The sequence below is a fragment of the Pseudoduganella rhizocola genome (assembly GCF_045984285.3).
GTDB lineage: Bacteria > Pseudomonadota > Gammaproteobacteria > Burkholderiales > Burkholderiaceae_D > Rugamonas.
Genome location: NZ_JBJQIK030000001.1, coordinates 103,838 through 115,795 on the forward strand (window position 1 = coordinate 103,838; position 11,958 = coordinate 115,795).

9 protein-coding genes are annotated in these 11,958 nt (G+C 64.5%); 8 read left to right on the forward strand and 1 reads right to left on the reverse strand.

Translation table 11 applies throughout. From position 1 onward, the window contains the following. Window positions 1-3: 3 nt before the first annotated feature. Window positions 4-2,001: a DNA topoisomerase IV subunit B gene (locus ACJRPG_RS00515; RefSeq protein WP_407998079.1), complete on the reverse strand. Its 1,998-nt coding sequence runs from the start codon at window positions 1,999-2,001 to the stop codon at window positions 4-6. A gap of 120 nt (window positions 2,002-2,121) precedes the next feature. On the opposite strand from ACJRPG_RS00515, the gene ACJRPG_RS00520 reads away from it, so the two are divergent. From ACJRPG_RS00520 to ACJRPG_RS00555, 8 genes are all read left to right on the forward strand, one after another. Continuing rightward, window positions 2,122-2,982, forward strand: coding sequence for a response regulator (locus ACJRPG_RS00520; protein ID WP_407998080.1), 861 nt, complete (start codon window positions 2,122-2,124; stop codon window positions 2,980-2,982). Window positions 2,983-3,172: 190 nt separating this feature from the next. Beyond that, entirely contained in the window at window positions 3,173-3,262 is a 90-nt protein-coding gene (locus tag ACJRPG_RS00525) for a potassium-transporting ATPase subunit F (RefSeq protein WP_407998081.1), read from the forward strand. Continuing rightward, window positions 3,263-5,056 carry a potassium-transporting ATPase subunit KdpA gene (gene kdpA / locus ACJRPG_RS00530; protein WP_407998082.1) on the forward strand — a complete coding sequence of 598 codons (1,794 nt, stop codon included), beginning with the start codon at window positions 3,263-3,265 and terminating at the stop codon, window positions 5,054-5,056. It abuts the gene before it with no gap. 9 nt (window positions 5,057-5,065) lie between these two features. Continuing rightward, a complete protein-coding gene (kdpB, locus tag ACJRPG_RS00535; RefSeq protein WP_407998083.1) occupies window positions 5,066-7,132 on the forward strand; it encodes a potassium-transporting ATPase subunit KdpB in 2,067 nt (688 codons plus the stop codon). Between the two features lie 10 nt (window positions 7,133-7,142). Beyond that, window positions 7,143-7,718: a potassium-transporting ATPase subunit KdpC gene (gene kdpC / locus ACJRPG_RS00540; protein WP_407998084.1), complete on the forward strand. Its 576-nt coding sequence runs from the start codon at window positions 7,143-7,145 to the stop codon at window positions 7,716-7,718. Between the two features lie 9 nt (window positions 7,719-7,727). Next, on the forward strand, window positions 7,728-10,448 hold the full coding sequence (locus ACJRPG_RS00545) for a DUF4118 domain-containing protein (RefSeq protein ID WP_407998085.1): 2,721 nt from the start codon (window positions 7,728-7,730) through the stop codon (window positions 10,446-10,448). Continuing rightward, window positions 10,445-11,152: a two-component system response regulator KdpE gene (kdpE, locus tag ACJRPG_RS00550; RefSeq protein WP_407998086.1), complete on the forward strand. Its 708-nt coding sequence runs from the start codon at window positions 10,445-10,447 to the stop codon at window positions 11,150-11,152. The genes ACJRPG_RS00545 and kdpE overlap by 4 nt, the downstream gene beginning before the upstream one ends. 91 nt (window positions 11,153-11,243) lie before the next feature. Further along, entirely contained in the window at window positions 11,244-11,957 is a 714-nt protein-coding gene (locus ACJRPG_RS00555; RefSeq protein ID WP_407998087.1) for a TorF family putative porin, read from the forward strand. The last annotated feature ends 1 nt before the right edge of the window (window position 11,958 follow it).

An 11,958-nucleotide genomic window follows, 5' to 3' on the forward strand; every position in this document is an offset into this window, starting at 1 on the left:
AAATCAGATATCCGCTTCTACTTCGTTGCCGTGTTCTTCGATCCATGCGCGGCGGGCGGCGGCTTCGCCTTTACCCATCAGCATATTGAAGCGCGCAGCGGCTTCGGTATGCGCGAAGTCGCCCAGCGATACGGGCAGCAGGCGGCGCGTGTCCGGGTTCATGGTGGTTTCCCACAGCTGCTCGGCGTTCATCTCGCCCAGGCCCTTGAAGCGGGAAATCGACCAGCTGCCGTCCTTCAGGCCGTCCTTGCGCAGCTTGTCCTCGATGGCGGTCAGTTCGCCGTCATCCAGCGCGTACAGCTTCTGGATCGGCTTCTTGCCGCGCGCCGGCGCATCCACGCGGTACAGCGGCGGACGCGCAATGCAGATATTGCCGTTCTCGATCAGCGCCGGGAAGTGGCGGAAGAAGAGGGTCAGCAGCAGCACCTGGATGTGGGAGCCGTCCACGTCCGCATCGGAGAGGATGCAGATTTTCCCGTAGCGCAGGCCGGACAGGTCGGGCGCATCGCCCACGCTGTGCGGATCGACGCCGATCGCCACCGCGATATCGTGGATCTCGTTATTGGCAAACAGGCGGTCGCGGTCCGTCTCCCAGGAGTTCAGCACCTTGCCGCGAAGCGGCAGGATGGCCTGGAATTCCTTGTCGCGGCCCATCTTGGCGGAACCGCCTGCGGAGTCGCCCTCCACCAGGAACAGTTCCGTGCGCGCGGTATCGTTCGATTCGCAGTCGGTCAGCTTACCCGGCAGCACAGCCACGCCGGAGGATTTTTTCTTCTCCACTTTCTGCGCGGAGCGCAGGCGGGACTGGGCCTGCTTGATCACCAGCTCGGCCAGCTTCTTGCCGTAGTCGATATGCTGGTTCAGCCACAGCTCCAGCGCAGGCTTGGAGTAGGTGGACACCAGGCGCACCGCATCGCGCGAGTTCAGTCGTTCCTTGATCTGGCCCTGGAACTGCGGGTCCAGCACCTTTGCGGACAGCACGAAGGAAGCGCGCGCGAACACGTCTTCCGGCAGCAGCTTCACGCCTTTCGGCAGCAGCGAGTGCAGCTCGACGAAGTTCTTCATGGCGCTGAACAGGCCTTCGCGCAGGCCGGATTCGTGCGTGCCGCCGTTCGGCGTTGGAATCAGGTTGACGTAGGACTCGCGCACGATCGCGCCTTCCTCCGTCCATGCCACTACCCACGATGCGCCTTCGCCTTCGGCGAAACCTTCCGCATCGGGGCCGGCGAACTGCTCGCCTTCGAACAGCGGCACCACGGTTTCGCCGTTCGAGGTCTGCGCCAGCGCTTCATTCAGGTAGCCGCGCAGGCCGTCGTTGTACTGCCATACCTGCTTGTCGCCGGTTTTGCCGTTGATGAGGGTAACGGTAACACCGGGCAGCAGCACGGCCTTGGAGCGCAACAGGCGCTGCAGCTCGACCTGGGAGATCAGCGGGGAATCGAAGTATTTCGGGTCCGGCCATGCGGTCACGCGCGTGCCGGACTTCTTGCCGTCTTTCGCGGTGGTTTCTGAAGCCAGCGGCTGCACCAGGTCGCCGTTCTCGAAGGCGAGATGGTGGTAGACATTGCCCTTGTCGTCCTTGCGCCATACCGAGATTTCAAGCCGTTTGGACAGCGCGTTGGTCACCGATACGCCCACGCCGTGCAGGCCGCCGGAGAAGGCGTAAGCGCCGCCCGAACCCTTGTCGAATTTGCCGCCCGCGTGCAGGCGGGTAAATACAATCTCCACCGTCGGCACGTTTTCTTCCGGATGCAGGCCGACCGGGATGCCGCGGCCATCGTCTTCCACGGTCACGCTGCCGTCGGCATTCTGCGTGACGATAATATTTTTGCAATGGCCGCCGAGCGCTTCGTCCGAGGCGTTGTCGATCACTTCCTGGATGATGTGCAGCGGATTCTCGGTGCGGGTGTACATGCCCGGGCGCTGCTTGACTGGTTCCAGACCTTTCAGGACCCGGATGGATGATTCGCTGTAATCGGAAACAGGTTTTTTAGTGGCCATACTAGAGAAAGCGGTTCTTGGTTAATGCGGACGCCTGCGCATTCTATCCTCAACGAGGTCAAATGGCCGAATCCGGGCGGGAACTGTGGTTAAATGCCGTAAAAACAACGTCAACATCGCATGTCCGCAGAGCAGACCGAGAAGTTCCCGTTCGCCGTGCGCCTGGTCGGCTTTCCGCCGCAGGCTGCCGCCGCCATCGCCAGCGGCCTGCAACGGGCGCCGGACAAGGGGCCGGCGTATTTTTGCCTGTCCGCGCACTCTTTGCAAGAGCCGGATTTATATTTAGCTAACGGAACCCACCTGTCCACGCTCGCCGCGCTGGATGGGCTCACGCAGGGGGATATTCGTCCCGCCCTGGTGCTGGGGGCGCCGGGCCTGGACCTGGCGCATCCCGATTTCCCCTATCCGAACCTGCGCCTGCCGGTACAGTGGGACAGCGTGTACCACGAGCTGGGCAAGCTGGTAGAGCGCCGAGCCGAAGCGCTGGCCGCGCGCGCCGCCAGCGGCCTGCCGCCCATGCCGGAGCGCCGCCGCGCGCCGCGCGTGGACCTCGACCTGACCGATCCCGCCGAATACATCGCCATGCGCCAGCCGCCGTTGCAGGGCGAGGTGCTGGTGCTGGACCGCAGCGATGCGTTTGCCCAGCACATCACGAGGCTGATGCGCCGCCATGGCGTCACCGCGTCGTGGGCCGCCGGCACTGACGATGCCGTCGCCGCCTGCCGCACGCGCCCCGTTGCCGTGGTGCTGATCAACACCTCGCTGGAGGATATGGACGCCTATGCTACAGCCGAGGCCGTGTCCACCTCGGGGTCAGACCCGAAAGTGGACACGAGCTCGGCTGTAGTGCTGATGCTGTCGGCGGGGGCGGTGTTCGACGAGGCGCGCGCGGCGGCTTGCGGCATCGCGGGCTCGCTGGACAAGCCGGTTTCGGATGCGACATTGCGTTCCGTGCTCAAACGGCTGATGCGTTTGCCCTGATTTTTACATTCCGTTTACGCCCCATCATGAAGTCTTTACGCCCTTTTTAGGCGCGTCCCGATAAGCTCGAATCCATCAAAACAGACCTGAAAGGGATCGCGATGGATGTCGTATTTATTGGCCTGATCGGCGCATTTGCGCTGCTGGCCTGGGCCATGGCCGCGGGCTGCGGCAAGCTGGGAGGGGAGCAATGACTACCTTCTATCTGATCGGCGCGCTGGCCGCCGCGGGCCTCATGGTGTACCTGCTCGTCGCCCTGCTGAAGGCGGAGGAGCTGTAAATGAGCGCACAATCCCTCCTGCTGCTCGCAGCATTCCTCATCGTCCTGCTGGCGCTGGCCTGGCCGCTGGGCGCATTCCTGGCGAAGGTCGGCGACGCGGACATCAAGCCGCTGCCGGGCTTCGGCTGGCTGTTCCGCGCCGAACAGGCGCTGTATAAACTGGCGGGCGTGAAGCCGCAGGAAGGCGGCGGCTGGAAGTCCTACGCCATTGCCCTGCTGCTGTTCAATACGCTGGGCGTCTTCTTCGTCTATGCCGTGCAGCGCCTGCAGGCATGGCTGCCGCTGAATCCCCAGTCCATGACGAACGTCAGCCCGGATTCTTCCTTCAATACGGCCGTGAGCTTCGTCGCCAACACCAACTGGCAGGGCTATTCCGGCGAGCAGACCATGAGCTATTTCACGCAAATGGTGGCGCTGGCCGGACAGAACTTCTTCTCCGCCGCGACCGGCATTGCGGTGGCCTTCGCGCTGATCCGCGGCTTCGCCTCGCGTTCCGGTAAATCCATCGGAAATTTTTGGACCGATATCACGCGCGCCACGCTCTATGTGCTGCTGCCGCTGTCGCTGCTGATGGCGGTGTTCCTCATGGGGCAAGGCGTGATCCAGAACTTCGACGGCTACAGGGAAGTGCAGTTGCTGGAGAAGGTGGACTACAGCGTGCCGAAGCTGGGCGCGGACGGCCAGTCCCTGAAGGATGAACAGGGCCAGCCGGTGATGGAGGCCTTGACGGCCACTACCCAGACCATCGCCATGGGCCCCGTCGCTTCGCAGGAAGCCATCAAGATGTTGGGCACGAACGGCGGCGGCTTCTTTAACGCTAACTCGGCGCATCCCTTCGAGAATCCGACTGCGCTGAGCAATTTCTTGCAGATGCTGGCCATCTTCGTGATCCCGGCCGGACTGTGCTTCGCCTTCGGCCGCATGGTGGGCGACCAGCGCCAGGGATGGGCGGTGTTGGGCGCAATGACCGTTATATTTGTCGTGATGACGCTGGTGATCTTCGCCGCGGAACAGCAGGCGCATCCCGCACTGCAGGCGCTGGGGATCGATCCGGCGGGCGGCAATATGGAGGGCAAGGAGACGCGTTTCGGCATCAGCGCCTCCGCACTGTTCGCTGCCGTGACGACCGCCGCCTCCTGCGGCGCCGTCAACGCCATGCACGATTCGCTGATGCCGCTGGGCGGCGCGGTGCCGCTGCTGCTGATGCAGTTCGGCGAAGTGATCTTCGGCGGCGTGGGCTCCGGCCTGTACGGCATGCTCATCTTCGCCATCATGACGGTGTTCATCGCGGGCCTGATGATCGGCCGCACGCCGGAATACCTCGGCAAGAAGATCCAGGCCTATGAAATGAAGATGACTTCCATCGCCATTCTGGTGACGCCGGTGCTCGTGCTGGCCGGTACGGCGGTGGCCGTGATGTCGGACCTCGGCACGGTAGGCATTGCCAATCCGGCGGCGCATGGCTTCTCGGAGATCCTGTATGCCTTCAGTTCGGCCGCCAACAACAACGGCAGCGCATTCGCCGGCCTGTCCGCCAACACGCCGTTCTACAACACCATGCTGGCCATCGCCATGTGGTTCGGACGTTTCGCCATGATCGTGCCGATCCTTGCCATCGCAGGCTCGCTTGCTTCCAAACCCCGCCTTCCCGTGAACGAGGGCACGATGCCGACCCACGGTGCGCTGTTCATCACGCTGCTGGTTGGCGTGGTGGTGCTGGTCGGCGTACTGAATTACGTTCCCGCGCTGGCCCTGGGCCCCGTGGTCGAACACCTGCAACTTTTCTCGAAATAAGAGGTTCCCATGTCACGCAACAAGCTGACACTTTTCGACAGCAAGCTGGTGGGCCCGGCCCTACTGGAGGCCTTCCGCAAGCTGCATCCGCGCGTACAGCTGCGCAGCCCTGTGATGTTCGTGGTGTACGTCGGCAGCATCATCACCACGCTGCTTGCCATCCAGGCAGTGGATGGCAAGGGCGAAGCGAGCTTCGGCTTCATCCTGGCCACCGCGGTCTGGCTGTGGTTCACCGTGCTGTTCGCGAATTTCGCGGAAGCGCTGGCGGAAGGCCGCAGCAAGGCGCAGGCAGAATCGCTGCGCGCATTGAAGCAGACCGTCATCGCGAAGAAGCTGTCCACGCCTCAGTACGGCACCACCTGGCTGCCGGTGCCGGCCACCGACCTGCGCAAGGGCATGACGGTGCTGGTGGAGGCGGGGGATGTCATCCCGGCCGACGGTGAAGTCATCTCCGGCATGGCTTCGGTGGACGAAAGCGCCATCACCGGCGAATCCGCGCCGGTGATCCGCGAATCTGGCGGCGATTTTTCCGCCGTCACCGGCGGCACGCGCGTGCTGTCGGACTGGCTGGTGGTACGCGTCACCGTCAACCCCGGCGAGGCCTTCATCGACCGCATGATCTCGATGGTGGAGGGCGCCAAGCGCCAGAAAACCCCGAACGAAATCGCGCTGACCATCCTGCTGGTGGCCCTCACCATCATCTTCCTGGTGGTGACGGTAACGCTGCTGCCGTTCTCGCTGTTCTCGGTGGCGGCTGCGGGAGCCGGCGCGCCGGTGACGATGACTGTGCTGATTGCGCTGCTGGTCTGCCTGATCCCTACGACCATCGGCGGCCTGCTGTCGGCGATTGGCGTGGCGGGCATGAGCCGCATGATGCAGGCGAACGTCATCGCCACCTCCGGCCGCGCCGTGGAGGCTGCCGGCGATGTGGATGTGCTGCTGCTCGATAAGACGGGCACCATCACGCACGGCAACCGCCAGGCGGCCAGCTTCCTGCCCGCGCCCGGCGTGAGCGAAGAGCAGCTGGCGCGTTCGGCAAAGCTGGCTTCCATGGCCGACGAAACGCCGGAAGGCCGCAGCATCGTGGTGCTGGCCCGCCAGCGCTTCAATATCCATGAGGCGGATACCGCCGTGGAAGGCGCCACCTTCGTGGAATTCTCGGCCCAAACGCGCATGAGCGGCGCCGATATCGGAGAACGCGAAGTGCGCAAGGGCGCAGCGGATACCGTGAAGCGCTATGTGGAAACGCTGGGCGGCAGCTATCCGGCCGAGGTGGCGCGTAGCGTCGATGCCGTGGCGCGCCGCGGCGCCACGCCGCTGGTGGTGGTCGATAATATGCGTGTAATGGGCGTGGTGGAGTTGAAGGATGTCGTCAAGGCGGGCATCAAGGAGCGCTTCGCGGAGCTGCGCCGCATGGGCATCCGCACCGTGATGATCACCGGCGACAACAAGCTGACTGCCGCCGCCATCGCCGCCGAAGCTGGCGTGGATGATTTCCTGGCCGAAGCCACGCCGGAAGACAAGCTGAAACTGATCCGCAGCTACCAGGCCGAAGGTCGCCTGGTGGCGATGACCGGCGACGGCACCAACGACGCTCCGGCGCTGGCGCAGGCCGACGTGGCGGTCGCCATGAACAGCGGCACGCAGGCGGCCAAGGAAGCCGGCAATATGGTGGACCTGGACTCCAACCCCACCAAGCTGCTGGAGATCGTTGAAATCGGCAAGCAGATGCTGATGACGCGCGGCTCGCTCACCACGTTCTCGATCGCGAACGATGTGGCGAAGTACTTTGCCATCATCCCGGCGGCCTTCGTCGGCACCTATCCGCAGCTGAAGGCGCTGGATGTGATGCAGCTGACCAGCGCCAATTCGGCCATCATGTCCGCCGTGATCTTCAATGCGCTGATCATCGTGGCGCTGATTCCGCTGGCGCTGAAGGGCGTGAAATACCGCGCCATTGGCGCCAGCCTGCTGCTGCGCCGGAACCTGCTCGTGTACGGCCTTGGCGGCATTGTGCTGCCTTTCATCGGCATCAAGCTGATCGACATGGTGCTCGCCGCACTCAATCTCGCATAAAGGAACAACCATGATTTCCCACCTGCGTCCCGCACTGGTGCTGTTCGGCGCCCTGAGCATCGTATGCGGCCTTATCTATCCCTATGCCGTCACCGGCATCGGCCAGGCGGTGTTCCCGGAACAGGCCAACGGCAGCCTGGTTCAGCGCGGCGGCATCACCGTCGGCTCGCGCCTGATCGGCCAGAGCTTCACTTCGCCGCGCTATTTCTGGGGCCGCCCATCGGCCACCGCGCCGATGGCGAACAATGCCGCCGGTTCGGGCGGCTCCAATCTGGGCCCCCTGAATCCCGCACTGGCCGATGCCGTAAAGGGCCGGGTGGACGCGCTGAAAGCGGCCGATCCAGGCAATACCATGCCGATTCCGGCGGACCTCGTGACCGCTTCGGCCAGCGGCCTCGATCCCGAGATCAGTCTGGCCGCCGCGCGCTACCAGCTGCGCCGGGTAGCGGCGGCACGCGGACTGCCGCAATCCGCCGTGGAGACTCTGATTGCACAACATGCACAGGAGGCCCTGTTCGGCATCTTCGGCGAAGCGCGCGTGAACGTGCTGGAGCTGAATCTGGCGCTTGATGCGCTGCACAAGTAAGATGTGAACATGCTTCCTCTCGACAGCCAACGCCCCAACCCGGATGACCTGCTCGCCCAGGTGCAGGCCCAGGAGAAAAAAGCGGCGCGCGGCCGCCTGCGCATCTACTTTGGAGCCTCCGCCGGCGTGGGCAAGACATACGCCATGCTGGCGGCCGCCCACAAGCTGCAGGCCGAAGGACTGCGCCCGCTGGTTGGCATCGTCGAGACGCATGGCCGCAGCGACACGGCGGCCATGCTGGCCTCCCTGGAAGTGCTGCCGCTGAAGCAGGTGGATTACCGCGGCAGGAGCCTGCCCGAGTTCGACCTGGATGCGGCGCTGGCGCGCAGGCCCGAACTGGTGCTGGTGGACGAGCTGGCGCATTCCAATGCCCCCGGATCACGCCATCCCAAGCGCTGGCAGGATGTGGAAGAACTGCTGGAAGCAGGCATCGACGTATTCACCACGGTGAACGTGCAGCATCTGGAGAGCCTGAACGACGTGGTTGGCGGTATCACCGGCATCCGCGTGGCGGAAACCCTGCCGGACAAAGTATTCGACCAGGCCGACGAAGTGGTGCTGGTGGATGTGCCGGCGGATGAACTGCTGGCCCGCCTGCGTCTCGGCAAGGTCTACCGCGCGGCGCAGGCGGAACAGGCGGCGCAGAACTTCTTCCGCAAGGGGAACCTGATCGCACTGCGCGAGCTGGCGCTGCGCCGCACGGCCGACCGCATCCAGGACGACGTACAGGCCTACCGCGTCGAGAAATCCATCAGCCCCCTGTGGAAGACCGGCGCCGTGCTGCTGGCCTGCGTGGGGCCGCGCGCCGGGGCCGAACATGTGGTGCGCAGCGCGGCGCGCCTGGCCGGGCAACTGAACGCCGAATGGCATGCGGTCTATGTTGAAACACCGTCCTTGCAGCGCCTGGCCGCGCCGCGCCGCGAGCGCATCCTGCAGGTGCTGAAGCTGGCCCAGGACCTCGGCGCGACGACTGCGGTGGTGACGGGGGATGATATCGCCGCCTCGCTCACGGCCTATGCCAGCGGCCAGAATATATCGAAACTGATCATGGGCCGCGCCGGCACCAATTATTTCTGGCGCCAGCCCCATCGCCTGCGCATTGCCCAGCTGGCGCCGGAGGCCGACCTGATCGAAGTCGGCGCATCGCCTTTCCAGCCCGGTGAGGCCGTGCGCGGCAATGCCGGTCCCGACATGCCGCGCAGCGAGGGCGAAGTGCTGCCCGGCGAGCACCGCCTGTCGCGCTATCACCGCTACGTGCTCGCGGCGATGGCCAGTATGGTGCTCGGCGTATTCGTGATGCCGCTCGAACGGTATCTTGACCTCACCAATATCGCGATGCTGTACCTGCTGGCCGTATTGCTGGTGGCTTTCAAGCTCGGGCGCGGTCCCGCCACGCTGGCCAGCGTGATCGGCGTGGCATGCTTCGATTTCCTGTTTGTGCCGCCAAAATTCTCGTTCTCGGTCAGCGACCTGCAATACCTCGTCACTTTCGGCGCCATGCTTGCCGTCGGCCTGCTGACAGGCCACCTCGCAGCCGGATTGCGCTTTCAGGCGCGGGTATCCGCGCACCGCGAAACACGCGCCCGCGCCCTGTATGAGTATGCGCGCGAGCTGACCGGCGTGCTGCAGACGGAGCAGATCTTCGAGATCACGCAGCGCTTCCTGCAGCGCTCCTTCCGCGCCCGCGTAACGCTGATGCTGCCCGATGCGGCTGGCCGTTTGCAGGTGGCGCCCGATGCAGGCGTGGATGCCGGGATTGCGCAATGGTCCTTCGACCATGCTGAGCGCGCCGGATTCGGCACCGACACATTGCCGTCTTCGCCGGTGTTCTATTTGCCCCTGATTGCGCCGATGCGCACGCGTGGAGTGCTCGCACTGGAGCCGCAGGACAGGCGCTGGCTGCTGATTCCCGAGCAGCGCCGCCAGCTGGATACCTTTGCCGCGCTGGCCGCGATTGCTCTGGAGCGCGTGCATTACATTGAAGTGGCGCAGGGCGCGCTGGTGCAGATCGAGTCTGAGCGGCTGCGCAATTCGCTGCTGGCGGCGCTGTCGCATGACCTGCGCACCCCGCTTACCTCACTGGTCGGGCTGGCGGAATCGCTCGCGATGTCGAAACCCGCGCTGGCGCCGGAACAGCTGGACCTGGCCCGTTCGCTGCAGGAAGAAACCCTGCGTATGAGCGCACTGGTGGCCAACCTGCTGGACATGGCGCGCATCGAAAGCGGCGCAGTGAAACTGAACCTGCAATGGCAGTCGCTGGAAGAGGTGGCGGGCAGCGCACTGCGCGCCAGCCGCGGCCTGCTGGCGCAGCACCAGGTGGCCACCCGCCTGCCCGCAGGCCTGCCGCTGGTGCAGTATGACGCCATGCTGATCGAGCGCGTGCTGTGCAACCTGCTGGAGAACGCCGCCAAGTACACGCCGGCCGGCAGCACCATCACCATCGCCGCTGCGCTTCCGGGGGAGGAATACTCGCATATCACCGTGAGCGTCAGCGACAACGGCCCCGGCCTGCCTCCGGGCCAGGAAACGGCCATCTTCGAGAAGTTCACGCGCGGTGAACGCGAATCGGCCAAGCCGGGCGTCGGCCTGGGCCTCGCCATCTGCCGCGCCATCGTGCACGCGCATGGCGGCAGTATCCGCGCCGTGCGTTCGGAAGAAGGCGGCGCATCCATCGAATTCACGCTTCCGCTGAGGACTCCGCCCGCGATGCCTGAGGAAACAGAACTATGAATCAAGTCCATAATCCGGCGCCGGTCGCCCTGCTGATCGAAGACGAACCGCAGATCCGCCGCTTTGTGCGCCTGGCGCTCGAAGGCGAAGGCTGGCAGGTGCAGGAAGCGGCCACCATGAACCGTGGCCTGATCGATGCAGGGACGCGCCGTCCCGACCTCGTCATCCTCGACCTCGGCCTGCCCGATGGCGACGGCATCGACCTGATTGCGGACCTGCGCAAATGGTCATCCGTACCCGTCATCGTGCTTTCGGCCCGCGTGAGCGAGGAAGAAAAGATCCGCGCCCTGGACGCAGGCGCGGACGACTACCTGACCAAACCTTTCGGCGTCGGCGAGCTGCTGGCCCGTGTGCGGGCTGCGCTGCGCCGCCAGCGCAAGCCGGGCGCCGATGCGGCGGGCGTGGTGCAATTCGGCGAGGTGAAAGTCGACCTGCCGAAGCGCCTCGTCACACGCGGCGGCCAGATGGTGCACCTGACGCCGACCGAATTCCGCCTGCTCTCGGTGCTGGTCAATAACGCCGGCCGTGTGGTCACGAACCCGCAGCTGCTGCGCGAAGTGTGGGGACCGTCGCACTCCGAAAGCGGCCATTACCTCCGCATCTACATGGGGCATCTTCGACAGAAGCTGGAAGAGGACCCCGCCCAACCTGCTTACCTGCTGACTGAAACCGCAGTCGGCTACCGCCTCCTGCTGCCGGCCTAGACGACAGCAGACCCACGCAGCAATGAAGCCAGCTGCGCCTCCCTCGCGGGCGGCGAAGGCTTCGCTCATCCCAACACTTTGAAAGCACATCATGAAACATTTGATTCTTGCCACCGCCATCTCCGCCGTTTTCGCCGCGCATGCGCATGCCGGAGACTTCAGCCTCAATGCCGCCGCCGTTTCCGACTACCGCTATCGCGGCATCTCGCAAACCCGCCTGCAGTCCGCACTGCAGGGCGGTGCGGACTGGGTGGACAGCGGCTCCGGCCTGTACGTGGGCGTATGGGCGTCCACCATCAAATGGACGAAGGACGCGGGCGGCGGCGGCAGCACGGAATGGGACATCTATGCAGGCAAGCGTGGCGACATCGCCGAAGGCGTGAGCTACGACGTGGGCGTGCTTGGCTATGCCTATCCGTCGAATGGCCTGAACCCCAGCGCGAACACCCTGGAGCTGTATGGCCAGATCGGCAGCGGCCCGTTCACGCTGAAGTACTCGCACTCCACCACCAACCTGTTCGGCTTCGCCGACAGCAGGCATAGCGGCTACATCGACGGCACTTTCAGCAAGGAGATCGGCGAGGGCTATGGCGTCAGCCTGCACGCCGGCCACCAGCAGGTGAAGCACAACAGCAAGGCAAGCTACAGCGACTGGAAGGCTGGCATCAGCAAGGATTTCGGCGTCGCTACAGTGACGCTAGCCTACGTTGGAACCAACGCGGACAGAAATGCCTATGCCTCGCCGGCGAACGGCAAATTCACAGGCAGGAACGCCCTGCAGCTGATGGTTGCCAAAACTTTCTGAG

Bases quoted from the DNA above. Each gene is read 5' to 3' on its own strand.
- ACJRPG_RS00525 (WP_407998081.1), top strand. From the start codon at position 3,173: ATGACTACCTTCTATCTGATCGGCGCGCTGGCCGCCGCGGGCCTCATG.
- kdpC (WP_407998084.1), top strand. From the start codon at position 7,143: ATGATTTCCCACCTGCGTCCCGCACTGGTGCTGTTCGGCGCCCTGAGC.
- ACJRPG_RS00520 (WP_407998080.1), top strand. From the start codon at position 2,122: ATGTCCGCAGAGCAGACCGAGAAGTTCCCGTTCGCCGTGCGCCTGGTC.
- ACJRPG_RS00555 (WP_407998087.1), top strand. From the start codon at position 11,244: ATGAAACATTTGATTCTTGCCACCGCCATCTCCGCCGTTTTCGCCGCG.
- kdpE (WP_407998086.1), top strand. From the start codon at position 10,445: ATGAATCAAGTCCATAATCCGGCGCCGGTCGCCCTGCTGATCGAAGAC.
- kdpB (WP_407998083.1), top strand. From the start codon at position 5,066: ATGTCACGCAACAAGCTGACACTTTTCGACAGCAAGCTGGTGGGCCCG.
- kdpA (WP_407998082.1), top strand. From the start codon at position 3,263: ATGAGCGCACAATCCCTCCTGCTGCTCGCAGCATTCCTCATCGTCCTG.
- ACJRPG_RS00545 (WP_407998085.1), top strand. From the start codon at position 7,728: ATGCTTCCTCTCGACAGCCAACGCCCCAACCCGGATGACCTGCTCGCC.
- ACJRPG_RS00515 (WP_407998079.1), bottom strand. From the start codon at position 2,001: ATGGCCACTAAAAAACCTGTTTCCGATTACAGCGAATCATCCATCCGG.